This is a genomic window from Glutamicibacter sp. M10, assembly GCF_025452055.1.
In the GTDB taxonomy this organism is placed as follows: domain Bacteria; phylum Actinomycetota; class Actinomycetes; order Actinomycetales; family Micrococcaceae; genus Glutamicibacter.
This window is the reverse complement of record NZ_CP104918.1, coordinates 1,884,693-1,910,004: the sequence shown is the minus strand read 5'-3', so window position 1 is coordinate 1,910,004 and position 25,312 is coordinate 1,884,693. Positions and strand designations below refer to the sequence as shown.

The 25,312-nt window shown below is 54.7% G+C and carries 24 protein-coding genes; 3 read left to right on the top strand and 21 right to left on the bottom strand.

Going from position 1 to position 25,312, the window contains the following annotated elements:
* Positions 1-2: 2 nt before the first annotated feature.
* From N6V40_RS09350 to dinB, 19 genes are all read right to left on the bottom strand, one after another.
* A complete protein-coding gene (locus N6V40_RS09350; protein WP_131088553.1) occupies positions 3-299 on the bottom strand; it encodes a YggT family protein in 297 nt (98 codons plus the stop codon).
* A gap of 22 nt (positions 300-321) precedes the next feature.
* Positions 322-876: a cell division protein SepF gene (locus N6V40_RS09345; RefSeq protein WP_262197432.1), complete on the bottom strand. Its 555-nt coding sequence runs from the start codon at positions 874-876 to the stop codon at positions 322-324.
* Between the two features lie 125 nt (positions 877-1,001).
* Complete coding sequence (locus N6V40_RS09340; protein ID WP_262197431.1) at positions 1,002-1,724, bottom strand: purine nucleoside phosphorylase YfiH/LACC1 family protein; 723 nt, start codon at positions 1,722-1,724, stop codon at positions 1,002-1,004.
* Between the two features lie 20 nt (positions 1,725-1,744).
* Positions 1,745-2,938, bottom strand: a complete 1,194-nt coding sequence (gene ftsZ, locus N6V40_RS09335) for a cell division protein FtsZ (protein ID WP_262197430.1) — start codon at positions 2,936-2,938, stop codon at positions 1,745-1,747.
* Positions 2,939-3,157: 219 nt separating this feature from the next.
* Positions 3,158-3,892, bottom strand: a complete 735-nt coding sequence (locus N6V40_RS09330) for a cell division protein FtsQ/DivIB (protein ID WP_131088557.1) — start codon at positions 3,890-3,892, stop codon at positions 3,158-3,160.
* 61 nt (positions 3,893-3,953) lie between these two features.
* A complete protein-coding gene (gene murC, locus N6V40_RS09325; RefSeq protein ID WP_262197428.1) occupies positions 3,954-5,351 on the bottom strand; it encodes a UDP-N-acetylmuramate--L-alanine ligase in 1,398 nt (465 codons plus the stop codon).
* A 4-nt stretch (positions 5,352-5,355) separates the two neighbouring features.
* Complete coding sequence (gene murG / locus N6V40_RS09320) at positions 5,356-6,477, bottom strand: undecaprenyldiphospho-muramoylpentapeptide beta-N-acetylglucosaminyltransferase (protein WP_131088559.1); 1,122 nt, start codon at positions 6,475-6,477, stop codon at positions 5,356-5,358.
* Positions 6,478-6,568: 91 nt separating this feature from the next.
* Complete coding sequence (locus N6V40_RS09315) at positions 6,569-7,819, bottom strand: FtsW/RodA/SpoVE family cell cycle protein (RefSeq protein ID WP_262197427.1); 1,251 nt, start codon at positions 7,817-7,819, stop codon at positions 6,569-6,571.
* A 43-nt stretch (positions 7,820-7,862) separates the two neighbouring features.
* Positions 7,863-9,407, bottom strand: coding sequence for a UDP-N-acetylmuramoyl-L-alanine--D-glutamate ligase (gene murD, locus N6V40_RS09310; protein WP_262197426.1), 1,545 nt, complete (start codon positions 9,405-9,407; stop codon positions 7,863-7,865).
* A complete protein-coding gene (gene mraY, locus N6V40_RS09305) occupies positions 9,389-10,492 on the bottom strand; it encodes a phospho-N-acetylmuramoyl-pentapeptide-transferase (RefSeq protein WP_131088562.1) in 1,104 nt (367 codons plus the stop codon). The genes murD and mraY overlap by 19 nt, the downstream gene beginning before the upstream one ends.
* Positions 10,489-11,859 (bottom strand): UDP-N-acetylmuramoyl-tripeptide--D-alanyl-D-alanine ligase, encoded by a 1,371-nt coding sequence (murF, locus tag N6V40_RS09300; protein WP_262197425.1) that lies wholly within the window; start codon positions 11,857-11,859, stop codon positions 10,489-10,491. The genes mraY and murF overlap by 4 nt, the downstream gene beginning before the upstream one ends.
* Positions 11,860-11,995: 136 nt before the next feature.
* A complete protein-coding gene (locus N6V40_RS09295) occupies positions 11,996-13,588 on the bottom strand; it encodes a UDP-N-acetylmuramoyl-L-alanyl-D-glutamate--2,6-diaminopimelate ligase (protein ID WP_131088564.1) in 1,593 nt (530 codons plus the stop codon).
* Positions 13,582-14,958, bottom strand: coding sequence for a peptidoglycan D,D-transpeptidase FtsI family protein (locus N6V40_RS09290; RefSeq protein ID WP_262197424.1), 1,377 nt, complete (start codon positions 14,956-14,958; stop codon positions 13,582-13,584). The genes N6V40_RS09295 and N6V40_RS09290 overlap by 7 nt, the downstream gene beginning before the upstream one ends.
* Before the next feature lie 14 nt (positions 14,959-14,972).
* The gene (locus N6V40_RS09285; RefSeq protein WP_262197423.1) at positions 14,973-15,395 is read right to left on the bottom strand and encodes a hypothetical protein; all 423 of its coding nucleotides are present in this window, start codon (positions 15,393-15,395) and stop codon (positions 14,973-14,975) included.
* A 73-nt stretch (positions 15,396-15,468) separates the two neighbouring features.
* A complete protein-coding gene (locus N6V40_RS09280; RefSeq protein ID WP_262197422.1) occupies positions 15,469-16,248 on the bottom strand; it encodes a cell division protein FtsL in 780 nt (259 codons plus the stop codon).
* A 1-nt stretch (position 16,249) separates the two neighbouring features.
* Complete coding sequence (gene rsmH, locus N6V40_RS09275; protein ID WP_131088566.1) at positions 16,250-17,242, bottom strand: 16S rRNA (cytosine(1402)-N(4))-methyltransferase RsmH; 993 nt, start codon at positions 17,240-17,242, stop codon at positions 16,250-16,252.
* Positions 17,243-17,413: 171 nt separating this feature from the next.
* On the bottom strand, positions 17,414-17,827 hold the full coding sequence (gene mraZ, locus N6V40_RS09270) for a division/cell wall cluster transcriptional repressor MraZ (RefSeq protein ID WP_131088567.1): 414 nt from the start codon (positions 17,825-17,827) through the stop codon (positions 17,414-17,416).
* 532 nt (positions 17,828-18,359) lie between these two features.
* Positions 18,360-18,743 carry an SCO2097 family morphological protein gene (locus N6V40_RS09265; RefSeq protein WP_262197421.1) on the bottom strand — a complete coding sequence of 128 codons (384 nt, stop codon included), beginning with the start codon at positions 18,741-18,743 and terminating at the stop codon, positions 18,360-18,362.
* Positions 18,744-18,924: 181 nt separating this feature from the next.
* Complete coding sequence (gene dinB / locus N6V40_RS09260; protein ID WP_262197420.1) at positions 18,925-20,091, bottom strand: DNA polymerase IV; 1,167 nt, start codon at positions 20,089-20,091, stop codon at positions 18,925-18,927.
* Positions 20,092-20,253: 162 nt separating this feature from the next.
* Here dinB and N6V40_RS09255 point away from each other — a divergent pair, with 162 nt between their 5' ends.
* Positions 20,254-21,360: a polyprenyl synthetase family protein gene (locus N6V40_RS09255; protein ID WP_262197418.1), complete on the top strand. Its 1,107-nt coding sequence runs from the start codon at positions 20,254-20,256 to the stop codon at positions 21,358-21,360.
* Between the two features lie 108 nt (positions 21,361-21,468).
* On the opposite strand, the gene N6V40_RS09250 is transcribed toward N6V40_RS09255, so the two are convergent.
* On the bottom strand, positions 21,469-21,822 hold the full coding sequence (locus N6V40_RS09250) for an Rv2175c family DNA-binding protein (RefSeq protein ID WP_262197417.1): 354 nt from the start codon (positions 21,820-21,822) through the stop codon (positions 21,469-21,471).
* Positions 21,823-22,028: 206 nt separating this feature from the next.
* Here N6V40_RS09250 and N6V40_RS09245 point away from each other — a divergent pair, with 206 nt between their 5' ends.
* A complete protein-coding gene (locus tag N6V40_RS09245; protein ID WP_262197416.1) occupies positions 22,029-22,901 on the top strand; it encodes a LysM peptidoglycan-binding domain-containing protein in 873 nt (290 codons plus the stop codon).
* On the top strand, positions 22,898-23,746 hold the full coding sequence (locus N6V40_RS09240) for a LysM peptidoglycan-binding domain-containing protein (protein WP_262197414.1): 849 nt from the start codon (positions 22,898-22,900) through the stop codon (positions 23,744-23,746). The genes N6V40_RS09245 and N6V40_RS09240 overlap by 4 nt, the downstream gene beginning before the upstream one ends.
* Before the next feature lie 76 nt (positions 23,747-23,822).
* Here the strand turns inward: N6V40_RS09240 and N6V40_RS09235 are convergent, their stop codons facing one another.
* Positions 23,823-25,310 (bottom strand): sensor histidine kinase, encoded by a 1,488-nt coding sequence (locus N6V40_RS09235; RefSeq protein WP_131088573.1) that lies wholly within the window; start codon positions 25,308-25,310, stop codon positions 23,823-23,825.
* Positions 25,311-25,312: the final 2 nt, after the last annotated feature.

Sequence of the window (25,312 nt, the reverse complement as noted above, 5' to 3'; positions counted from 1 at the left end):
AATCAGATCCCTGTACTGGTACCTACGCTGTACACCACTGCTTTGACAAGCATTACAACGATGAACAACAGCAGAAACGACAGGTCAAGACGAATTCCGCCAAGATCTAGTGGTTTGATTCTCCTGCGCAACCAGCGCAGTGGAGGATCAGTAATCGACACGATTGCAGTAGCTGCAATCAATGCGATGCCTTTGGGTTGCCAGTGGCGAGCAAAGCTTTCAGTAATATCCAGCACAATTCGCATCAGCAGTAGTATCTGCAGAATTGCTAAAGCGAGATAGATGATCCCGAACACCATTTGTGTGTGTGCTCCTGGGCTCTTAGCTTTGGTTGAAGAAAGTAGCCTGAGCTTCAGACTTCTTGTGGTCTTCTCCCAGCACCTCAACGGTTGAAGGAGAAAGTAGGAAGACCTTGTTAGTCACGCGCTCGATTGAGCCGTGCAAGGCGAAAACTAGTCCGGCGGAGAAATCAACGAGGCGCTTGGCATCGGTCTCGCCCATATCGGTGACGTTCATAATCACCGGGATTCCGTCACGGAAGTTCTCACCGATGATCTTGGCATCGTTGTAAGAACGTGGGTGAACGGTTGTAATCTGACGCAATTCGGAATCCTCATCCCGTACTGAAGGGGCACGCTTGATTGGGGTGACCGGAGCACGGTATTCCGTCTCTGGTTCTCTAGCTTGTGATTGCGCTGCAGCTGGCCTTGCGACAGCTTGCGGACGTGGGGTTTCTGCAGGGCGCTGCGATGGAGCAGCATCCTCAACAACACGCACCTGGCTTTTAGGCTCGGAGTATGTTGTATGGGTTTCTTCTTGCTCGACGGCGTCCGCCAAGCCGAGATATACCATTGCCTTACGTAGACCGTCAGCCACGATGTTTCTCCTTGTTTATCCCTTGCATGCAACCCCATTGCATGCTTCCGCTACTTCGACGCTACCGTACAAATTTCGGCAGACATCGTTTATTCGTTCAATTCTGCGCGGTGTGTCGCGCACGTCTACGCTGCGGACCAAATCAGTCCAGCAAGTCGTCCGGCACTTGGTGTGCGACGGTACGAATAATAGCTTTCGTTTTCCAAGGTACAGACCTCGCTTTGGCGTACCTGAACACCGAGCTCAACAAGCTCTCGTTCGGCCGAAGCCGGCAAATCAAGTCCTGCACTCCCCCAGCGAGTTTCAGATCGAATACCCGCCCGGAGCGACTCGGACTCCTCCGCCATTTCGGTTGATACTTCGTAGCATCGTCCGCAAATAGAAGGTCCAATAATCGCTTCGATTTGATCTGCACCCAGCGCCCGAAGCTCTTGGACCGTACGAGTGAGAATATTATCGAGCAGTCCGCGACGTCCTGCATGCGTTGCTGCGGCGAACGTGCGATCAGCTTGTGCATCTGTGCCAACAAAGAGCACCGGAAGACAATCAGCGACCATTACAGCCAATGGCTGCTTGCCCGTAGGATCAACCAATCCATCACAAGTAGGTGCCGGCGGTTCAAGCCATGAGCTACGCTCCACCGGTTGCACTTTGAAGACATCGGCTGAGTGCACCTGGTTCATGAAATTAAGCGAGAAACGTCGAACCCCGATCGAGTCTTCCAACCGGCTACGATTCTCCGCTACCAGGCGGGGATCGTCATCCACGTGCAAGGCGAGGTTTCCCTCTTCTTGCGACGTAAACGCCAACTGAATACTCGGATCGAGGTCCGACGTGAAATGTAGCACTGCTCAGCTTCTCGCTGTTTTTACTTCAGGAAGTCAGGAACATCCAGATCGTCGTTCGAACCGTTGAGGTCCGAATCGACAACGTCAGGAAGATCCTGGAACGAGCCGTTGTTCTCAGCAGGCTTTTCTTCAGCAACCGGAGCTGGCTTTGCAGCTGCAGGTGCCGCAGGGGCCTGGTGTTCAGGTACTGATGCAGGTACTGGCTCAACTGGACGCGAAGATACAGCTGGCTTTGCTGCAACCGGTGCCATTGGCTTGCTGGTTACATCTGGCTCGTCAAAACCAGCAGCAATCACGGTGACGCGTGCTTCATCGCCCAGGGCATCGTCAATGACGGCACCGAAGATGATGTTAGCTTCCGGGTGAGCAACTTCCTGCACCAGGCGAGCGGCTTCGTTGATTTCGAACAGACCGAGGTCCGAGCCACCCTGGATGGAGAGCAACACGCCGTGTGCGCCATCGATGGATGCTTCAAGAAGTGGCGAAGCGATTGCGAGTTCGGCAGCCTTGACTGCACGATCCTCACCGCGTGCCGAGCCGATACCCATGAGTGCGGAACCCGCACCCTGCATAACAGACTTAACGTCGGCGAAGTCCAAGTTGATCAAACCGGAGGTAGTGATCAAGTCGGTGATGCCCTGCACACCGGAGAGCAGGACCTGGTCGGCCTGGCGGAATGCATCCAGAACCGAAACGTTGCGATCCGAGATCGAGAGCAGTCGATCATTCGGAATCACGATCAAAGTATCTACTTCGTCGCGCAGAGCTTCAATGCCCGACTCGGCGGAGTTCGCACGACGGCGACCTTCGAAGGTGAACGGACGGGTGACAACACCGATGGTCAGTGCACCAAGCGAACGCGCAATGCGTGCAACTACTGGTGCGCCACCAGTACCGGTGCCACCGCCTTCGCCAGCGGTAACGAAGACCATGTCTGCGCCACGTAGGACGTCTTCGATTTCTTCTACATGATCTTCAGCTGCCTGGCGTCCCACATCAGGGTTAGCACCAGCGCCCAGGCCGCGAGTAAGTTCGCGTCCTACGTCTAGTTTGACGTCGGCATCACTCATAAGCAGAGCCTGAGCATCGGTGTTAATGGCGATAAATTCTACGCCTTTAAGACCGACTTCGATCATTCGATTGACTGCGTTTACACCGCCACCGCCGATTCCGACGACTTTAATGACCGCGAGGTAATTCTGTGGAGCTGCCACGTCCCGCTTCCCTTGTTAGATGTGCTACATATGTCACGACTTCAGCTCAAAACCTTCATCTTTAGCCTTAAGCTTTAGGTTCTGTCAAGCTGTCGTTATAAGAAACGCTATGAGTCGTGTGGTCTTTGTGCAACGACCGCCGAGGCGTGTCGCTTGTTCAAAACTATCTTTCCAGAATTTGTCGGCTTATTCGTCCTCCCGCGCCCATAAGGCCGAGACTTAATAAACCACTGGATTCTCTGGGTTGGTAACGTCGATGGTGGTCTTGGCTGAATCCTTGTCGCCAAGCTCTTTCACGAAAATCTTCGCTACCTGGTTTTTTAGTGCAGACTTCGTATTGTCTCCCCAAATCAGCGTGCGCTTCTTGGGAAGGGCAAGTTCTGCAAAGCCTGCTTTGGACAGGGTCGCTGTTGTAACTTCCTTCAACACTTCCTGATCCACTGAGCTCAAGATGCTGGTCAACAACTTAAACTTCTCAGGGTCCTTGGTTTCATTGCTGGCTTTGATCTTCGGAAGTTTCGTCTTGTCTTTTTTGCCCAAGGTACGAAGCTTCTTGCCGGTCTCAGAGACTAGATACTGCTTGTCGCCATCAACCAAGATGGCCACCGGATCCGCCTCGATAACTTCTACCACCAAGGTATTTGGCATCTGTGCTTTAACGACCACACTGTCGATGGCTGGCTGCTCACCGATCAGTTCCTGAACCTTGGACTCCGAAATTCGTGGAAGGGGAGTGCCCTTCAGCGGCTCCAAAGATTGCGTCAACTTTTTAGCGTCAGTCAGCTTGGTGCCAGAGACTTCAATTTTCTTCGCTGCCAGCAAAGGAGAAAAACTCAAAATAAGCACTGCAACGAGGCTGAGCACCACAATGCTCACCGAGATAATGATCAGCAGCTTACGTCGCTTCTTCTCCGGACTTTCCGGAAGTACTACGACTTTTGATTCTTCACCCATGGAACGCCTTGTGTGGTTGGTACGACCAATGTCATTGGCCTACGACTATTGCCTGATTGCGTTAGCTCAGTGATTTCACGATTTCAGGACCCAGCGCGGTGACATCACCGGCGCCGATGGTCATCACGACATCTCCGGGTTCTGCCTTCTCGATCACGTGTGCGACCGCAGAAGCAGGTTCAAAGACGTGTGAAGGAACTTCAATCCGCGAGGAAATCAGCTCACTGGTCACGCCTTCGATCGGCTCTTCGCGAGCCGGGTAGATTTCCAAGACTGCCACTGAATCCGCCAGCGAAAGTGCCTGCGCGAATTCTCGGTAGAACTCCTTGGTGCGGCTAAACAGGTGCGGCTGGAAAACAATGTGAAGTTTGCCTTCACCGGCAACAGTGCGCCCCGCGGACAAAGCGGCCAAAACTTCAGTTGGGTGATGCGCGTAGTCGTCATAGACCCGAACTTCACCGACTTCTCCCTTGAACTCAAAGCGGCGCGCTGCACCGGAGAAGCTTGCGAGCGCCTGCAGTGCTTGGTCAGCGTCAAGGCCTGCGTCCAGCGCAACACTCAGTGCTGCGGCAGCGTTGAGTAGGTTGTGCTGGCCAGGTACAGCCAGATCCATGGTGTGTTTCTGACCGTCACCTAGGTCAATATTGGCGGTAAAGCGTCCGTCTGCTGTGGCCTGCGCCGCAGAGAGACGGTGATCAGCATGCTCGCTAAACCCGTAGGTACGCACACGCAGGTCGCTGCGTTCGGCGCGCATCTTATTGGCCAGGTCGTTAGCGCCTGGATCATCCGCGCAACAAATCAGCAGACCATTTTCTGGCAGCAACCAAGCGAAGTCCACAAAGGCTTGGTGTACTGCTTCGGCGGTTCCGTAGTGATCCAGATGATCGGCCTCGACGTTGGTCACGATGATCACGTCAGGTCGGTAGTTCAGGAACGACGCATCGGATTCGTCGGCTTCGGCAACAAAGTATCCGCCTGCACCAAGCTCCGCATTGGTACCCAAGCTTGGGATATTTGCGCCTACTGCAAAGCTGGGGCGTGTGCCAACAGCCTTGAGCATGTGAGCGGTCAGCGAAGTGGTCGTGGTTTTTCCGTGAGTACCGGCGACGGTCACGACCTTCTCGTGGCCTCGCATGGTAGCTTCCAAGCCCTGTGAACGGTGCAGAATCTTCAGGCCACGACGTACGGCCTCATCGTATTCTGGGTTTCCCGGCTTGATGATCGAAGAGATCACCACAGTTTGGGCGTCACCCAAGTTGGCAGGATCGTAGCCAATATGGATTCGAGCTCCGCGTTCACGCAATCCGTCCAGAACCGGCAGGTCCTTAGCGTCGGTGCCCGAAACTTCCAGCCCGTAGTCCAGTAGCAATCGAGCCACCGCAGATACTCCGACCCCGGCAACGCCCATGAGGTGTACTTTGCCGAGTTCAGTGTGCAGTTCGTTGGCGCGCAGTGCCATGGTTCTAGCCTTCCTGACCCGCACCACGGCGGGTTGAAACTTCTTCAATAATTCGACGCGCCATGATTTGTGCGGCGTCGCGCTGCCCTAACGAGGCAGCTGCTTGAGACATCTGTTCAAGTTTATGCTGATCGCCGAGCAATGTGATGACATTTTCGGTGACATAGCTCTTGGAAAATTCGTCATCAGAGACCAAGAGCGCTCCCCCAGCAGCGACCAAAGCACGGGCATTAAGTTTTTGCTCTCCGTTGCCGATTGGCAGTGGGACCAAAACGGCTGCGGTGCCGGCAACTTCTAGTTCGCACACGGTTCCTGCACCGGAGCGGCAGACCATCAGATCGGCCACGGCGTAGGCATACTCCATACGGTCAACGTACTCAACCTGGGTGTAACCCTCGTGTTCCAAAAGCTGGCCCTCGGAGTTAAGAATCTGCTTGCCTCGTCCGGTGATATGCACGGTATGCACTCCGGCTGCATGAAGCTCATCAAGCGAGTCGGCGATAGCAGTGTTGATACTCTGCGCACCCGAGGATCCACCGGTGACCAACAGGATCGGCTTGGCATCTGGAACGCCGAAGTACGCACGAGCTTCATCGCGCAACGCGTGACGATCCATCTGTGCCACGTTGGAGCGCATTGGCATACCAACTTGGACTTCGCCGGGAAGTCCGGTCTGCGCAAAAGTGGTTCCCACAAAGACGGCTGATTTTGCGCCGAGCTTGTTGGCCATACCTGCCACGGAGTTAGCCTCGTGAACAAAGATCGGGATCCGTAGCTGCTTGGCAGCTAGGTAGGCCGGGGTGCAGACGTAGCCTCCCACCCCGAGTACCGCTTCAGCCTTGGTTTCTTTAAGCACACGCTTAGCTTGGTTCAGTGCCGTGAGGAAACGGAACGGGAACTTAAACAGGTCAAGATTCAGGCTGCGAGGCATGGGTGCTTTAGGGATCAGCTCCAAGGGATAGCTGGCCTCTGGAACCAGTTTGGTTTCCAGACCGCCAGGGGAACCCAAGGCAGTGATCTGTGCACCGGCTTGTTCAACTTTCACCGCATCGGCAATCGCCAGCATGGGTGAGATGTGGCCAGCAGTTCCTCCGCCAGCGACGACAAGACGCATTGCTTCGCTCATCTGCTCTTCTACTCCTTTGGCCCCGAACGTACGGGCTTGGTACCCTTCAATATGAATTCAGGGCGTCAACGTTTGTGTGGCGAACGGTGCGCTACTTTTGCTTAGTTGGCTTGGTTTTGTTCAGGTTCTTCTCTGCGCTGGCTTCAAAAGCTAGCTTCTGAGCCCGAGCAGATGACAGGACAAAGCCCATGGCCAACATAATGGCTAGCATGGCCGAACCACCGGATGAGATAAACGGTAGCGGGACACCAATGACCGGAAGCACTCCGGTAACCGTACCTAAGTTTACGAACGTCTGGCCAACGACCCACGCCATCAAGCAACCCATGAGCACCTTGGTGTACATGTCGTTGGCTCGAATCGCAATGCGGTACATAGCCAGGGCCAAGACGATGAACATAGCAAGTACGAAGAGCACACCAATCAGACCAAACTCTTCACCCAAAATGGAGAAAATGAAGTCGTTCTGGGCTTCTGGCACATAAGACCACTTCATGCGGGACTGCCCGGCGCCCACACCAAACCAGCCACCGGAGGCGAAAGCGTGCAGACCCATACTTGCCTGGTAACAAAGCTGGTCGCTAGGACCACAATCGGTATCCAGCCACGCAAGCACACGCTGACGTCGGTTGGAAGATCCCATAACGGCGATGGCCATGCCAACAAGGCCTACGGCTGCGAAGCCGGCCAACCACTTCATGCGAATTCCGCCAAGGAACATCGCTGTGGCGATCACCATCAGCAGCACCAGTGCAGTACCAACGTCTTTACCGACAACCACCAGGCCAACAATGCCGATGCCAACCGGAGCGACGACCGGGATGACCAAGTGCTTGATGTCGTGCAGCATGTGCTGCTTCTTCTCAAGCATGAAGGCGGCAAAAACGGCCAAAGCCAACTTTGCGAACTCACTTGGCTGCAAGCCTAAAGGGCCGATCCTGATCCAGTTTCGGTTACCCAGCACGGTGTGACCCAACGGGGTAAAGGCAACCATGAACAGCAACAACAGTGCACCAAAAACTGCCGGCCAAGCCAGAGCTTTGAGCTTGGTTGGTTTGAGGAACTGCATACCTAGCATGCACAGGATGCCCACGCCGGCGAACATCGCCTGCGATAGGGCTACGGTGAAGCCGTCTTTGCCTTTGGCGATGGCTTCCACCGAGGCGGAGGACTGCACCATCAATACTCCGAAGATGGCCAGTACTACCGAGATCGCAAGGACCATCCAGTAATCCATGGACGCCATGCGTCCGCTGGCACTTTCAACCGTGCCAATCAGTTTGCTCAACAAGGGAGTTTTTGCTGCGGCCCCCGTGGCTGGCTGATGTTGCTCTGTCGCCATCGGTGCCTCCTGCCTTGGTGTCATCTGTACGGTAAACGGTTGCTTAGTTCTCTTCGCCAGCTTTATCCATCAGATCACTGACGGCGCTGATAAACGCGTTGCCACGCTGGGCATAAGAGCTGAATTGATCCATCGAAGCCGCCGCAGGTGCCATGAGTACGGTGTCCCCTGGCTCAGCGATTTCGCCAGCCTTCGCCACGGCCTGAGCCATGACGTCGGTGCCGGTTGGTTCACTCAATTGTGCCGACTGTGCCAGAGCGGTGATGTTGATGACCTCAACATCCGGAGCCTTGGCAGCCAGAGCCTTAATCAGTGCCGCGGTGTCGGTTCCGATCACCAGCACCTTAGCCAAGCGGTGTGCGTGCTTAGCGACCAACTCTTCGTATTCAACACCCTTAGATAGGCCGCCGGCGATCCAGACAACACGCGTAAAGGCAGCCAAGGAGGCGTCCGCGGCGTGTGGGTTGGTCGCCTTAGAATCGTTGATCCAGAGGATGTCGTTCTTTCGAGCTACTGCTTGGATGCGGTGTTCACCAGCATCAAAACCGCTCAAACCGTTAAACACGGCTTCTGGTTCAACGCCATAGGCACGGGTCAGTGCCGCTGCTGCGGCTGCATTGGCTGCCGTGTGCCGAGGAACAATCTCACCGATCTGATCCAGCGGGATCAGTTCAGCGGCACTCGATTTGCGATCTTCAACAAAAGCACGGTCAACCAACAGGTTCTCCACGATGCCAAGCATGGATACTGCTGGAGTATCAGTGGTGAAGCCAACAGCACGGCAGCCTTCAATGACGTCAGCATTTTCCACCATCGAAATGGTGACTTCTTCTTCAGCGTTAAAGATCGCAGCGACTTGAGTGCGCTCGTAGATCTTCGCTTTAGCGTCCTTGTAGTTCTCAAAGCCGTCGTGCCAGTCAACGTGGTCTTCTGCGATATTCAGAACCACGGAGGCCAACGGCGAGATGCTGTGGGTGTAGTGCAGCTGGAAGCTGGAGAGTTCTACGGCAAAAACGTCGTATTCAACCGGTTCGCGAACTGCATCAAGAATCGGGGTGCCAACGTTTCCTACGGCGATGGCCTTCAGGCCGGCTGCACGCAAGATCGATTCGGTCATGCCCACCGTGGTGGTTTTACCGTTGGTACCGGTAATCGCCAACCACTTTGGAGCCACATGGCCGGCACGGTTTTGCACACGCCAGGCCAGCTCAATGTCGCTCCAGATAGCAATTCCCAGATCCGCAGCTTGCGCGATCACTGGGTTACGTGGATTCCAGCCCGGTGAAACCATCACCAGCTGTGCTTGTTCGCCAGCTACCAATGGTAGGGAGGTAACGTGTTCGGCACCAAGCAATACTTCGTGGGCGCCAACAATCTTGAGCGTTTCGCCACGCTGCTGGTTCTTCTCATCATCTTTGCCGTCAATGACGGTGACGATGGCGCCCAGCTCGATCAGTGTGTCGGCGGCGGAGAAGCCGGAAAGCCCCATGCCTGCAACAACAACACGCAAACCTTTCCAGTTAGCATCCCAGCTAGTTAGTGAGTCCAAAAGTTCTTTGGCATCTGCGCTCACAGTGCGACAACCCATTCAGAGTAGAAGAGTCCCAAACCGGCAGCCACAAAGAGGCCGGCAAGGATCCAGAATCGAATTACGACGTTTTCTTCGGACCAGCCCGAAAGTTCAAAGTGGTGCTGCAACGGTGCCATCTTGAACACACGCTTACCACCGGAGATCTTGAAGTAACCCACCTGGATGATCACCGAGAGTGCAACGATGACAAACAGACCGGCAATGACTACAAGCAACAGCTGGGTGCGCGAGAGGATCGCGAACGCGGCAATGGCGCCACCAATAGCCAACGAGCCGGTGTCGCCCATGAAGATCTTGGCAGGCTTGGCGTTGAACCAAAGGAAAGCGATCAGTGCACCGGAGAGGGTGGCACCAAGCAGGGCCAGGTCCTGTGGGTCACGAACCGAGTAGCAAACATCCATCGAGCTGATGTTGGCGCACGCTTGGTTCTGCTGCCAGATCCCCATCAGGGTGTAGGCACCAAAGACCATAATTGCCGCACCGGTTGCTAGCCCGTCCAGACCGTCGGTGAGGTTCACCGCGTTAGTGGTACCGGTAACGATGAAGTTCGCCCAGATCACAAACAGGATGAGTCCAAGTAACGGTCCAGCAAATGCCAGATCAATGTTGGAGTCGCGAAGGAATGAGATCGCGGTGGAGCCCGGGGTCAGGCCGCGTTCGTTAGGGAACTGCAAGGCCATCACCGCAAAGCTGATACCAAAAATCGCCTGAAGGACGATCTTCTGCCATGCGCGTAGCCCCAGGGAACGCTTCTTAAAGATCTTGATGAAGTCATCTAGGAAGCCGACCAGACCCATGCCTCCAAAGAGCAGCAGGGCAAGTAATCCGCTGGCGGTGATGCCAGAGGATGAGCGTCCCATCAAGGCAAGGATGCCGTGAGTGGCGAAGTATGCAACAAATACCGCGAGCACAAAGACCACGCCACCCATAGTTGGGGTGCCTGACTTTACGGCGTGGGAGTTTGGTCCATCATCACGAACCACTTGGCCATACTGCTTAGCAGTAAGCAGTTTGATGTACAGCGGCATTGCCACCATGGTCAAAACGAGGGCAATGCCAGCCCCCAAGATCAATGCGATCACGCGTCTTCGCCTTCCTTCACGAATGCTGCGATGTCGTCGCCAAGGAAGCGCAGACCGGCCCCATTAGAGGACTTGAATAGGGCAATATCCCCTGGTTGAAGTTCAGCTTGCAGCAGTTCACGAGCTTCGTCCACGCTTTCAACGTAGTACGCCTCGTCGCCCCAGCTACCTTCAAGCACGGCCGAGTTGTAAGCCGGCTTAGCGCCGGATCCAACAACAACCAGTTTCTTAATGTTCATTCGAACGGCTAAGCGTCCGAGCAAGTCATGTTGGTGAATTCGTTCATCACCGAGTTCAAGCATTTCACCCAGTACGGCCCAGGTGCGTCGACCCGGTGCACCGTCTTCGCCCAGTCCCAGTTCTGCCAGCGTTACCAGAGCGGCACGCATGGATTCAGGGTTGGCGTTGTAGGCATCATTGATGATGCTCACCCCGTCGGCGCGTTCGATACGCTCCATGCGCCAACGGCTACCGGCGGCCCGTCCGTCTAGGCTTGAGGCGATGGCCTCAGGGTCGATGTCTAGTGCGTAGGCCGCGTTAGCAGCTGCCAAGATATTGCTGACGTGGTGTCGGCCGAGCAGCCCGGAGGTAATCCGCTGGCTGTAACCGTTAGGGAATTCAAGGGTGAGCTGCGGCTGTCCTGCAGAATTGACCACAATGTCGCTGGCCCAGACCCCTGCCCGTTCTGGTTTGTGCTCGCTGGTGCCAAAGAAACGCACTTCACCGGAGGTCCGGTCTTCCATGCGAGCCACACGGGAATCATCAGCGTTCAGAATTGCGATGCCATCGGTGTCCAAAGCTTGAACAAGTTCGCCCTTGGCCTTCTCGATGTTTTGCACGCCGCCAAATTCACCGGCGTGGGCGGTACCAACACAGAGCACCACTCCGACCTGCGGGTGCACCATGTCGGTGAGGTAGGTGAGGTGGCCAAGGCCAGTAGCGCCCATCTCGATAACAAGGTACTTAGTTTGTTCCGTCGCAGTGAACACCGTCAGCGGTACGCCAACTTCACCGTTGTAGGAGCCGATGGGTGACACCGTCGGTGCCACGTCCGAAAGGATCGACGCTAGCAAGTCCTTGGTGGTAGTTTTTCCGGCCGAACCGGTAATGCCAACCACCTTGGCGTCGTTTTTGGCTTTCAGGTACTGAACAATGTGAGCGGCGATCTTGCCCATTGCCTCAACAGCGTCATCAACGATGATGGCCGGATGTACGTTCCGGGCATCGTCGTAGGTCAGCCGTTCTGCCAGAGCTAGTACGGCTCCGGAGGCTAAAGCGCGATCAATAAACGCGTGTCCGTCGGAGAATTCTCCGGGCTTGGCTACAAATAAGCAGCCTGAAGTAACTTCACGCGAATCCGTGGTCACGGAAGTGATCAGCGTGTCGGAAGCGACTGTAGCACTCGCTTCTCCCCGGTGATCTTCAGTAGGTCAGTCAAAGACAGTTCAATCATGGCATTAAGGACTTTACACTCGTGCGGAGGCGATAGTGGTCTTGTTCAATCTAGGATTTGGTCACAAATCCATGAAGATTTAGCGCGTTGGCTAATTCCACACGATCGTCGAGTTCTACATCAATTCCCGCAACGTCTTGGCTTACTTCGTGGCCACGACCGGCTACGAGGATTGCGTCGTTGCTCTTGGCTAAACTCACAGCGAATTCCACGGCTTTGGCGCGTGGCGCGATGTTGTAGAGCACCGTTTCGCCGCGTTCGTTGCGGATGACCTCTTGCGCTCCGGCCGCCACTTGTTCACGAATCGGTTCTGGTGCTTCACCGTGTGGATCATCATCGGTGACGATGACAATGTCCGCGTGACGCGCTGCCACGGCTCCCATATCTGGGCGCTTGGTCTTATCTCGTTCACCGGTGGCGCCAAAGACGATAATGCGTCGCCCGTTAGCACCAGGACGGATCGAGTCCAAGGCTTTGGCCAAGGCATCAGAGTTGTGCGCGAAGTCGACGACTGCAACCGGTGACTCGGCCACGACCTGCATTCGACCTGGAACGGCCACCGAAAGCGGATCCTTGGCATCCAGCGCCTTTTGCAAAGCGTCAAGTTCTACTCCGCTTGCGAGCACCATGACGGTTGCTAGCGCGGCGTTAGCTACGTTGAACATGCCGGGCAACGCGGTGCGGGTGCGCAGTACCTGTCCGTCGCGGTGTGCCAAGGTGAAGCTATGGCCGAGCCCAGAGTGCTCCAACTCGATGACTCGCCAATGTGCAGCGGTATTGCTTTCATCCAAGCTCAGCGACAAGGTAGGGATCTGGGCTTGGTCTGCTAGCCGTGCCCCGTATTGATCATCAACCATCACGACCGCGCTCTGGCTGTGTTCAGCAGTGAACAACTCGGCCTTGGTCTGGAAGTAATCTTCCATGGTCCCGTGAAGGTCCAAGTGATCCTGGGTGAGGTTGGTGTAACCGGCCACCGCAAAGTTCAGCGCGTCAACGCGTCCATAACTCAAGGAGTGACTGGAGACTTCCATGGCCACGCTGGTGACGTCCTGCTGCGCCATGCGCGCCAGTACTCCGTGAAGCTGGGTTGATTCAGGAGTGGTTAGAACGCTGGGGATAATTTGACCCCGCGCAGACATTTCGATGGTGCCGATCAGTCCGGTCACTTCACCGAGCGCTTCAAGAATCGAACGAATCATGAAGGTGGTGGTGGTTTTGCCGTTGGTCCCGGTGACTGCGAACAGCGTTGGGCTCTTGTCCTTGGTGCCATACACAGCCTGGGCAATCTGCGCTGCAGATTTACGTACGTTGGCAACCACGGCGACCGGAATGGACAGGTCTTCGGGCAGTAACTCCAGTCCGGCGGTATCGGTGATAATCGCGACCGCGCCATTGGAGATCGCGGTGTCAACAAATTCTGCGCCGTGACGCTTCGCCCCGGAGATGCCAAGGAAGACATCGCCTGGCTGGATAACTTGCGGGTTCAGGCTTACTCCGAAAACCTGCACGGTAGCGTTGAACGCAGTTCGCGTTCGAACCGCGCCAGCAGCGCCGCAGACCTGTTCAAAGCCCAAGCCGGCCATGTTCTCTGGACGAAGGTACCGCTCCAACTCGCGTGGAGTTCCGGGATTCTGGGCTACCAAGATTTCTTTTGTTCCTTACCTGCAAAGACGTCATACGCCTCTGAATCTGTTGTGCTCGGTGGCACGTTGAATGTGTTAAGCGTGTGGCTCATCACGTCGGTAAACGTGTCAGCGACCGTGAAGGCTTTCCAGTCACCCTTAGGGCGATACATGGTTGCGACAACTACGTACTGTGGGTCTTCCAAAGGTGCTACACCTGCAAAGGAATAAGTATAGCCGTCGTAGCCCTTATCACCCGCGGCCTGACCGGTACCGGTCTTACCACCAACGCGGTATCCGGGGATGGCTTCCTTGTAGCCGGTTCCGTAGTCGACCACGGATTCCATGACCTTAAGCATCTCTTTGGCTGTGGTTTCTTTGACCACGCGTTTCTGCTCTGGGTCAGGAATCTTAGTGACCGAACCATCATCGTTTCGGTAGCCTTCGATCAGACTTGGAGAAAGTCGCACGCCACCGTTGGCCAAGGTCTGGAAGATCGAGGCAGTGTGGAGCACAGTCTGCGAGTAGCCCTGACCGAACATGGTGGTGTACTGCTGACGACGGTCCCAATTTTCTGGCTTGGCCAGCTGGCCTGCACTAGCACCATTGAGGCCAACCTGGATGGGAGTTCCCAGTCCAAAGGCCCTCATGTAGTCATAGCGGGTCTGCTTGCTCATCTTGCTACCGATCATCACCGTACCGGTGTTGTATGAACGGGCGAAGACACCGGCGACAGTCATGTCGTAGGTTGGGTGCCGCAAGGAGTCGTTGATGGTCTCCTTGGTGAAAGTCTTCTTGTTCGGCACGGTCATCACGTCGGTGGGCTTAACAACACCTTGATCAATGGCCGCAGCGAAGATTGCTGCTTTACCGGTGGAACCTGGCTCGAAGGCACGAGTAATGGATGTGGAGTGACGGAACTCAGGATCGGTCGCGCCCGGGTCATTGGGATCAAGCTCGGCAGAGTCACCGATAGCCAGAATCTTGCCGGTCTTAACTTCCATGGCAACCACGGAAACCCACTCGGCGTTGAACTCGTCGCGCTTCTTTTCAGCAGCGCGCTGAGCCACGTAGTTGATATCTGAGTCGATGGTCAGCAAAACGTCCTGACCATTAACTGCAGGAGTTTCTTCAACCTCGGTCACCGGGATACGAACGCCGTCGGCGCTGATCTCGTATTTGCGACTACCTTCGGTTCCAGCCAAATGATCTTCTTGGCTCAGTTCCAAACCTTCGGCACCAACTACCGAGGTCTGGTCTTCAGAGTTTTTGACGAACCCCAAAAGTGGTCCGGCAATGACGCCCTGTGGGTACTGGCGCTCGCTGCGTAGCAAGGAAGACAGGCGAGGAATGCCGATTTCGTTAACTTCGTTGCGGACTTCTGGAGTCACGCTCTTGGCAAGGACTACGTAGCCTTTAGGAGTTGCATCTCCTTGCGGGCGAACCTTTTTGCCAGTTCTTCGCGGTCTTGATCTAACGCATCAGCTAGTTCATCAATGGCCTGATCCCAAGAGACCATCTCGTGGCCGTTGGAACCATCGCGTTTTGCGCGGCGGATGTTTTCATCCTGCTGGCGCTGGTCGATGACAAGATCGTAGCGATCAACTGAGACGGCCAGAGTTGTTCCGTTGCGGTCCTCAATGGAGCCACGGGTCGGAGCAATGGTTTCTTGGCGTTCGCGATTTTCCTGGGCTGCGTTGGCGACGGAAGTTGCGTTGATGCCCTGGACCCAAACCAACCGGCCCAGGATCACCACCAACAAGATTACCGAGAGAAGCAGTACGAAGCGCATCCGCTTTTTCACAGTGTCGATTGCCGTCGAGCTCACAATGAACCTAACTTTCCCTCAGCGTGGTTTCCAGCAGTATCCGCTAGCTCTTATCTAGCTTAGGAAGATCTGGCTACCCTGCTGGGGATTTGGTGCTTGGAGCCGGGATCGTGCCGCCATTGAGCTCTGATTCCTGGAATACCGGGCGACCGTTATCAGCTACCTCGCGGTTGCTTTTTGCGGTAGTCACCACGGTTTCCTTGGAATCCTGAGCCGAAGCAGTGGAATCATTTGCTTCTTGTGAGGTTTTACCCACAGTGGTCTTTGGAGTCGAGGACTTTTCTTCCTTAGCCTTTGACTCAGTCTTCTTGCTCTCGCTGGTCGTTGAGCCTGGCAGAGGCAATGTGCCGTACTCTTGCTTGCTGTCCTTAGCCTTGACTGCTACTTCAGCGTCCTGAGTCACTTTGCTCTCCGAAAGGCTGATCAATCCAGGAGCACCTGGTGAAACCAGACCCAGATCTTTAGCCTTGGCAGCCAGTGCCTGAGGTGCACCCAGGGACTGCGCTTCTTTGAGCAATGATTGATTCTCTTGCGAAAGAGCACGTTCCTGATTGCGCAGCGAGACGATGTCGTACTGACGCTGTGCCACAGAAGTGTTGAGCAACACCAGGGTGACGATAACGCTGAAGGCGAGCAAAACGAGGACTGCTGACATGGTGACCATGGAGCGTCGGTTTGTTTCTCTGATCCGTGGGACCAAAGAAAGAGTCACTCGCTGTCGCAAATCACTCTTTGGCAACTCGCTAGCGAGCACGGGCTCTGGGCGTAAGGCTCGTGCAGTGTTGCCTTGGACAACTGGTTGGTTGTTCACGATTGCAGCATTCTGCACGCGACGCGGGGCTCGTTGGCTCATCCTAGCTCCTCTTCAACACTCGCTCCACAGCTCGTAAACGAGCTGAGGCTGCGCGGGAATTTTCTGCAATTTCCTGGTCGCTCGGCTTTTCGGTGCCTTTGGTAAGGACCTTATATTCAGCCTTATGTTCTTCAAGCTCTACCGGGAATCCCGGAGGGGCCGAAGATGTGCCACCTTGGACAAAGTGGCGCTTGGTGATCTTGTCTTCCAAGGAGTGGTAGCTCATCACAACAACTCGTCCCCCGACGTTCAGTGCGCCCATTGCTGCTGGGATAGCACGTTCAAGAACGTCTAGTTCCTCGTTGACTGCGATGCGCAGTGCCTGGAAAGTTCGTTTGGCCGGGTGGCCGCCATTGCGAGCAGCCGCCGCCGGCACGACTCGACGAATGATTTCGACCAGTTCGGCGGTAGTGGTGATTCGCGATTCGGCACGTGCCTCAACGATTGCGGTCGAGATCCGTCCGGCGAATTTTTCTTCGCCCCACTGTCGAATGATCCGCAGCAGTTCCTCGCGGTCCAAGTCGTTGACTAGGTCCTCTGCGGTTGGCCCTACGGAAGTGTCCATTCGCATGTCTAGAGGTGCGTCGTAGGAGTAAGCGAAGCCACGCTCACGCTCGTCGAGCTGCAGCGAGGAAACACCAAGGTCGAAGAGCACGCCGTCAATGCCTGGGAAGCCCAAGTCCTCGACTACGTCTGCGATCTCATCGTAGACAGCGTGCACTAGATCGATGCGATCCTCGAATGGCTTCAATCGAGCGCCTGCTAGTTCGTGTGCCTGCTCATCACGGTCAAGACCGATAAGGTGCAAGTTTTCAAACCGCTTCAAAATGGCTTCTGAATGGCCACCCATACCAAGGGTGCAGTCCACAACGATTGCTCGACGGCCTTCAGCATTTGCCCGTTCAATACCTGGTGCTAGGAGATTTACGCAACGGTCCAGAAGTACTGGAACATGGCGTTCTGATGCTGGTCGTTGAGAATCTTGATTTGGCACTGCGCCCCCTTTCGATGTTCAAAGTGTTGTTGGAATCAGATCCCCCTCCAACCAAGTGGCAGTTCAACCTTCTGGCTCCGGGGAAGTGGAGCCAGACGATCTTCCCCTCTAGGTGGCTGGAGATCTCATCCCAACATCTTGTGCTGTCGGATTGACCTTGGGCCGCAGCCCTTAGTCCTCATCCGTATCTGAGAACACGTCTTCCTGTTCATCCAGATACTGTTGCCATGCCTGCGTGTCCCAGATTTCAATGCGGTTACCCGCACCAATTACTGTCACTTCACGGTCAAGGCCACCGTAGGTACGCAGTACCTGCGGAATCGTGACTCGTCCCTGCTTGTCCGGAACTTCATCAGATGCCCCCGAGAGGAATACACGTGCGTAGTCGCGTGCTCGTCGTGAGGTCAATGACGCCTGAGCCAGTTGCTCATGCTGTTTCTCAAACTCCCGCTGACTGAAAACGTAAATGCAACGTTCCTGACCGCGGGTAAGAACCAGCCCGAAGGACAATTCATCACGATATTTAGCCGGAAGAATTAGGCGACCTTTTTCATCGAGTCGGGGCGTGTACGTTCCAAGGAACATGCACACCACCTCTCCACGAATCGGCCGGAAGCCCCATTCTTCTCTACTTGCCTCCACTTTACTCCACAACCCTCCACTGTCAATGCGATTTCACTGGTTTCGCGAGGGTCTGGAGTAAAAAATCAGCGCAATCTAGCGGGTTCTCAGACTGATTGCAGGTGGAGGGAGCGAGGGGATCCTAGACAGACTTCACTACTGTTTCAGAGATTTTGCAGTGAAATACTGCGGAATCTAGGGAATCCTGAGTCCAGTGGTGGAAAGTGGAGTGGATTAGGGAGCAAAGTGGGGTGGCGCCAAAACGCCGCTGGAACAACCAAGCTTGGAATCTGCCGAGAATTTGAAATAGCACTTTGAGGCGTGTCGCATGACGCACTGCTCGCGCACCGCAGGGACGGCCGAAAATGCGCTCAGTCACGTGGCATCCAGGAGGAAATCTTGGTCACCTTCAGGCTTCCCCGCCAATAAGGTGGCCTGAGTTTTTAGACAAAAAAGAGGTGTAACCCTACGGGCTACACCTCAACTACGTGTCCGACTAGCTATCGGACTGATCTCGCTTGCGCTGATTCCAGCGTTCCTCAAGACCCGACATGAACTGCGAATTATTCTTCGCAGCTGAATTCTGTCCAGTATTTCCAGCTCGACCTAGTTTGCCAGAGGCGGACTTGGTCAAGGCCAACAATACCCCACCAAACATGACAACGAACCCAAGGACACCAAGAATAATAATGTGCTGGGAGATGCCAAATATGAGGCCAGCAAGACCGACGATCACCAGAAGTATGCCTAGCGCGACGTTACTCGTGGAAAGGCGGCCTGTGCTTGCAGCCCCCTTCATACTAGAAGCGAAGCGACGATCTTCGTGCAACTGTTTTTCAAGTTGCTCCAACAAACGCTGCTCGTGTTCCGATAGCGGCATCGTCTTCTCCTTCCAAAGGCAAACTTGACGGTCATTTACCGTCGTGAGGTTCAACGTGGATTAGGAGGAAAAAGTTCCCCAAATCATTTGAGCCTTACTCCTAGGATAGTCTCATTTGTTGCCAGCCTGCCAGTTGATCTTCACCACTGGTTCATATACCCACCTGGCACACAGAAACGGATTATTCTCGCGGCCGCAAGAAACGTGCTGGTGTCACCAATGACTGAGGGAATTTCTGTCCGATCAAGTCAGCCATTCGTTCAGCTTCCCTTACTTTTTCATCCTTCGGGTCCAGGCTCAGTTGCAATCCATACTCAGGATCCTGCAGTCGCTCCGCGCGAACACCAATCAGTCGTACCGGCTGAGCAAGCGGCAAAAGCTTACTGAGCAAAGACAGCGCAGCATCACCAATGGCCGATGATGAATCCGTCGCGGCACCAAGAGTTTTTGTTCGTGTTAGTCCCGTGAAATCGCGATACTTGATTTTCAGTCCCACACCACCGGCGGCATGCCCTTGGTCTCGCAATCTTTTTGCAACCCGATGGCTCAGCCGAAGAAGCTCACCTTCCAGTACTTGCGGGTCAGAAATATCCTCGGCAAATGTGTGCTCTGCCGAGATACTCTTTTCCTCTCGCGTCACCTCGACCGGTCGATAATCTATCCCTCTAGATAAGAGGTGCAAAGATCGGCCGTGCTCCCCCATCCGTGCAACGAGTCGAGACTCCGGCTCCCGCGATAGCTGCCCGACAGTTTCAATACCCAAAGCATGCAGTTGCTCCCCTGTTCGTTTCCCAACGCCCCACATCTTTGACACGGGCAAATCCTCCAGGAACTCTTCGGTCCGCTCCGGAGCAATAACAGCCATCCCATTGGGCTTGGCATAGGTTGAGGCCAACTTGGCAACAAACTTGTTCTTGGCGATTCCCACACTGGAAGGCAATCCCATGTTTTGGCTAATGTGCTGGCGAATCGTTCGTGCGATCTCCACCGGCCCACCGAGCATGCGCACACTACCAGTGACATCCAAGAATGCTTCGTCAACGCTGACCTGTTCCACCAGTGGAGTCAAGGTTCGGAAATAGGCCATGATCTGTTCTGAGGCTTCGTAATACTTGTGATGGCTCGGTTCAACGATTGTGGCTTCCGGCATCAACGGAATCGCTTGGCTCATCGGCATCGCCGAATGCACTCCCCTAGCCCGGCAGTCATAAGAAGCGGACAGCACCACGCTTCGTCCTTCAGGGAACCCAACTATCACCGGTTTATCAACCAGCTCTGGACGGTCACGCAACTCGACAGAGACGAAGAACGCGTCCATATCGACATGCAATATCGCTCGATGCCCCATCTTGACCTCCTGGTTCAACCACCCCGAACACAACTACCATACTCGAATATATGTTCGGTTTTCACTATGATGATTATTAGAGCTTGGTTGACCGACAGCGCCGAGCATTCACCGGTAGAGTTGTACCCGCCACCTGTACTTCACTCAAAGAAACGATTTTGCATGTCATTGCCTGATTCTTTGTCCTCCTTCGAGGTCGACGCCATCGATCTTAGCCGCGCCTATACGACAAAAGTCGCGCAGGCACTGGAGGAGTTCCTAGCTACCAAGAGTGTCGAGGTTGGACAAATCACGACCAGTGCCACGGAAATTGTCAACGCTATTACCTCTTTGACGCGTGGTGGCAAACGACTGCGCCCTTTGTTCGCCTACTGGGGATTTCTGGGAGCAGGTGGAACTAAGGACTCGCCGGACATCGTCCGACTTGGTGTAGCTTTGGAGCTTTTCCAAGCAGCTGCGCTGATTCATGATGACATCATCGATAACTCGGATACTCGTCGGGGCCAACCAAGTGTGCACAAACGCTTCGAAGCTCAGCACCAACAACTCGGCTTGTCCGGCAGCGCCGCAGCTTATGGAACAGCCAGTGCCATCCTTACTGGCGACCTGTGCCTTTCACTCAGTGAGGAAGCTTTCTCCGAAATCAGCGATCTGCCAGCCAACGCGCGTCAGATTTTCAACCGTATGCGAACCCAAGTTATGGCCGGTCAGTATCTGGATGTACTAGAGGAATCGGCTGGTCCTGCCTACGATCCCCGTGAAGCCGTCAAACGCGCGCGAACTATCGTGACTTTCAAATCCGCCAAGTACTCGACGGAAAATCCGCTCCTAATAGGTGGTGCACTAGCCGGCGCCAGCGAAGAGCTTCTGGCTCAATATTCTGCTTTTGCGTTGCCTTTGGGCGAAGCGTTCCAGCTGCGCGACGATGTACTGGGCGTATTCGGCGATGCCGCTGTAACTGGGAAACCAATCGGTGGCGATCTTTTGGAAGGTAAACGCACGGAGCTGATTGCGCATGCATTGCTTCTTACAGATGATGCACAACGCGATTTCATTCAGACGCGACTCGGCGCAGCAGATATGACTGACCAAGAAGTTCAGCAACTAAGCAACATACTTCGAGATAGTGGGGCCTTGGCCGCAACAGAGAACAGTATTAGTGAACTTACCGAGCAATCGCAGGTGGCGCTCGAGGCACTAACGATCTCTCCCCTAGCCTTGGCCGGACTACAACAACTGAGCGACGCGGTCACCAAGCGCTCAAAGTAGCCACTGCGGTCTCTATTTCATAACAAAAGGTCTCAACCATCCGTTTGCTCGGAATATGGTTGAGACCTTTTTGTTGCCGGTTTCTCTAAATACTAAAGTACGGGAGAACTACCAGCCCAGGGCTTGAGCACGGCGTCGGATTTCTGTTTTGCGGCCCGAACGCAGGGCGTCCATTGGAGTGCCAGGAAGCGAATCATCCTCGGTGAATAGCCACATGATCGATTCTTCGTCCGAGTACGCAGCATCCAAAAGTACCGAGAGCGTACCTTTCAGGCTTTCGACTACCGAGCCGTCTTGGAGAAAATCAGCTGGGATGGAACGAACCTTGCGCTCACCAATTCTTACTGACACGATTGCACGCTCGTCCAGGAGGCGGTGCACCTGTCGAATGTCGATTTCTAATTCTTCTGCCACATCGGGCAAGGTCAGCCACTGGCCGACGATATCTACGATTTCCTTCACCCCTCAAGGTTCCCACAAATTCGCAAACTCCGCAGAAACTTTAGAAAAACTGACCTCAGTAGTTTCCATGCGTCACAGGAGTAGTGTAAATTTCCTTGTATCACTTTGATAACAATTGCATCACGAACAACATTGGGAACTTGCGTCCTTCTGGTTGCCGAGAAGTAAAAGCCGTTATTTTCACCGTATATATGAGGATCGACTCCATGCCCCACGAATCCAAACATGTCTCTAAGCATGCGTTAGGCGTAGTAGCAGGCGCGGCTATCCCAGCTGCAGTCATTGGTAGCCTTGCGCTGGCACCAGCAGCGCAGGCAACTCCCGTATCCCTCCCCAAAGCCTCTGGCAGCCTAGCCAAGGCAATCACCCCAGAAACCATCAAGGTTGCCGAGGAACAGATCAAGGCTCACTTGATCGCATCACGAGTTTCAACCCTCGGATTAGCAGCAAAGCGCGACGTGAAGGAAATCAAGATTCCTGCCGGCGCAACTCTTTCCGGACTGGCTAAGGAATACAACCTCTCAGTATCGGAGCTGAAAAAGCTCAATGGTCTGAAGAGCGATGTCATCATCGCGGGCAAGACTCTCAAGGTTTCCGGCAAGCCCGAATCCTCGAAGTCTTCAAAGCAGGATTCCCCTAAGTCCAGCAACTCCTCGGGAACAAAAACTTATACGGTGAAGAGCGGCGACACGCTCAGCGCGATCGCCAGCAAGCACAACATGAGCCTGTCCTCGCTGTTGAGCAAGAACGACATCTCAGCCAGCAAGGTCATCTTCCCGGGTACCAAGTTGAAGGTCAGCGGATCCAGCTCGGATTCGAAAGACCAGAATTCAACATCCAAGCCTAAGAGCAGCTCTTCGAGCTCCGCCACGTACACTGTAAAGGCCGGAGACACCCTCGGCAGCATCGCGGTGAAGCACAACATGAGCCTGTCCTCGCTATTGAGCAAGAACAACATCTCGGCAAGCAAGGTCATCTTCCCGGGCAACAAGCTGAAGATCAGCGGATCGGGTTCAAGCCACGAGTCCAACTCCTCCAAAAGGAATCTTCCTCGTCGAGCACCTCGAGCTATACCGTGAAGTCAGGCGATACGCTTGGTGGAATCGCTGCGAAGCACGACATGAGCCTCTCCGAGCTGCTTAAGCTCAACGACATCTCGGCCAGCAAGCCAATTTATCCAGGCAGCAAGATCAAGGTTTCGGGTGGTTCTTCTTACTCTTCGAAGTCGACTACTCAGAGCAAGCCAAAGGCAACGACTTCCACTTACACCGTGAAGTCCGGTGACACCCTCGGTGGAATCGCAGTCAAGCACGATATGTCTTTGAAGTCTTTGCTCAATCTGAATCCAAATTTGAGCACCAGCTCCCCGCTCAAGATTGGTACCAAGATCAAGGTCTCGGGCTCAACCGTAGCGCCGACGAGCAATGTCAAGAAAGACAAGATCGGCAACACCTTTGAAGGTCGCACCTACGAAGATCATGTTGTCAGCAGCGCCAACGAGAACAAGAACTACCTAGACTCAGTTGACGTTCCAAGCCGCGCAGAAATGCAGGCGTTGATTCGTTCCACCGCTCTGAGCATGGGTGTAGACCCGGCTTTGGCACAGGCACATGCTTATCAGGAATCCGGATTCAACATGCGCTCGGTCTCTCCAGCTAACGCAGTAGGCGTTATGCAGGTCTTGCCAAGCACAAGCGACTGGATTGCTTCCAGCATCGGTCAGAACCTCAACCCGCTGAACCCACGTGACAACGTGGTTGCCGGTGTTGCAGTCATCCGTTACAACTTGAACAACACCGACGACCTGGACACTGCCATCGCAGCGTACTACCAGGGCCTGGGTGGCGTGAAGAAGTACGGCATGTACGAGGACACCAAGCGCTATGTTGCTAGCGTAAAGGCGCACATGAAGAACTTCCGCTAAATTGCAAAAACGATGGTCGGCCAAGCACTTAGATGCTTCGCCGACCATCGTTGTAGCTACGGTCTTTTGTTTTTGCTTAGGAGTTTCTTCGTTCCAGGTCCAATGGCATGTCGATGAGGACCTTAGTTCCCCCGCCCTCTCTGGGCAACCAACGGATCTCACCGGAGAGTTCACTTGTCACCAAGGTTCGAACGATTTGCAGCCCAAGCCCCTCACGTCGTGGCTCCGGGGGCAAGCCATGACCATTGTCTTCAATGACCACGCGCAGCCAGTCCACACCGTCCGTACCAATGTAGCGCTCTGCGACCAACGAAACCTCGCCGTCGCGTTGCGCCAAACCATGTTCCACAGCGTTGGTTACCAATTCATTGATAACCAACGACAACGGAGTGGCTAGGTCAGCAGCCAACATACCAAATTCGCCTTCTCGGCGTGTGGAGACGCGTTGTTCAGGCGACGCGATTTCAACAATCAACCGGAACTGACGGTCCATCAGGTCATCAAATTTCACGGTCTCGTTTAGACCCTTAGACAGGAAGTCGTGAACCGACGCGATGGTCGAGACACGTCGCATTGCCTGTTCCAGGCCCTGCTTGCCATCTTCAGAGGTCATCCGACGCGACTGCATGCGCAGCAAGGCTGCGACTGTCTGCAGGTTGTTCTTGACCCGGTGGTGGATCTCTCGGATAGTCGCGTCCTTGGTGACCAATTCTTTTTCGCGACGACGAAGCTCTGTGACATCGCGGCACAGAACCAGTGCGCCCCAACGTTTGGATTCGTTGCGCAACGGAATTGCACGCAACGAAAGAGTGACACCACGGTGTTCAACTTCGGTACGCCACGGCATCTTGCCCTGAAGCACCAGCGGGAGTGTTTCGTCTACCACCCGGCGGTCGCTGACCAAAGCCATGGTCAAGTCGGCTAGTGGCTGGCCTTGAAGGACATCCGCAGCACCGAGACGACGGAAACCAGATACCGCGTTGGGGCTCGCGAATTCAACAACACCATCAACACTGAGTCGAATAAAACCATCACCGGCGCGTGGTGCACCTCGACGTGAACCGGTGGGGCTGCCAAATTCTGGCCAGAGGCCGTGGGTACCCATTTTTAGCAGGTCATCTGCGCTTTGCCGGTACACCAATTCTAGGTTGGACGGGGTCCGTGATTGGTTCGGATCAAAGTGCGAGGTAATGACGGCTACGGGACGATTCTGGCGGACCAGAGGAATCGCTTGAACCGTGGTTAGGCCCAAGATGATGTCGTTACCGACCTGCTCCGCGGAGCGTTGAATTTGCAAGGTTTCCCATGCCTGATCCACCATGAGCCGTAAATCTTTACGAATGCGCTCTCCAACAAAGTCACTATGGAAAGCAGTGTGAGAAGTTGAAGGGCGCACATGCGCTAAGGCTACATAAGAGCCATCGCCGGTGGGGAACCACAACACAAGGTCAGAGAATGAGAGATCCGAGACCAGTTGCCAGTCCCCCACCAGCAGGTGGAGCCAGTCCTCATCACCGGGTGCTAGCGCAGCGCGTTGACGTAATTCTTCCGTGATGAGGGCCATTG

Excerpts from the sequence above, each read along its gene's own strand:
- murD (WP_262197426.1), bottom strand. The coding sequence starts at position 9,407 with ATGGGTTGTCGCACTGTGAGCGCAGATGCCAAAGAACTTTTGGACTCA.
- N6V40_RS09255 (WP_262197418.1), top strand. The coding sequence starts at position 20,254 with ATGTCATTGCCTGATTCTTTGTCCTCCTTCGAGGTCGACGCCATCGAT.
- N6V40_RS09265 (WP_262197421.1), bottom strand. The coding sequence starts at position 18,743 with ATGCCGCTATCGGAACACGAGCAGCGTTTGTTGGAGCAACTTGAAAAA.
- N6V40_RS09315 (WP_262197427.1), bottom strand. The coding sequence starts at position 7,819 with ATGGCGACAGAGCAACATCAGCCAGCCACGGGGGCCGCAGCAAAAACT.
- murC (WP_262197428.1), bottom strand. The coding sequence starts at position 5,351 with ATGGCACTGCGCGCCAACGAACTGCACACTGAACTCGGCAAAGTACAC.
- N6V40_RS09235 (WP_131088573.1), bottom strand. The coding sequence starts at position 25,310 with ATGGCCCTCATCACGGAAGAATTACGTCAACGCGCTGCGCTAGCACCC.
- N6V40_RS09330 (WP_131088557.1), bottom strand. The coding sequence starts at position 3,892 with ATGGGTGAAGAATCAAAAGTCGTAGTACTTCCGGAAAGTCCGGAGAAG.
- dinB (WP_262197420.1), bottom strand. The coding sequence starts at position 20,091 with ATGGGGCATCGAGCGATATTGCATGTCGATATGGACGCGTTCTTCGTC.
- mraZ (WP_131088567.1), bottom strand. The coding sequence starts at position 17,827 with ATGTTCCTTGGAACGTACACGCCCCGACTCGATGAAAAAGGTCGCCTA.
- N6V40_RS09280 (WP_262197422.1), bottom strand. The coding sequence starts at position 16,248 with ATGAGCCAACGAGCCCCGCGTCGCGTGCAGAATGCTGCAATCGTGAAC.
- murG (WP_131088559.1), bottom strand. The coding sequence starts at position 6,477 with ATGAGCGAAGCAATGCGTCTTGTCGTCGCTGGCGGAGGAACTGCTGGC.
- N6V40_RS09350 (WP_131088553.1), bottom strand. The coding sequence starts at position 299 with ATGGTGTTCGGGATCATCTATCTCGCTTTAGCAATTCTGCAGATACTA.
- N6V40_RS09245 (WP_262197416.1), top strand. The coding sequence starts at position 22,029 with ATGCCCCACGAATCCAAACATGTCTCTAAGCATGCGTTAGGCGTAGTA.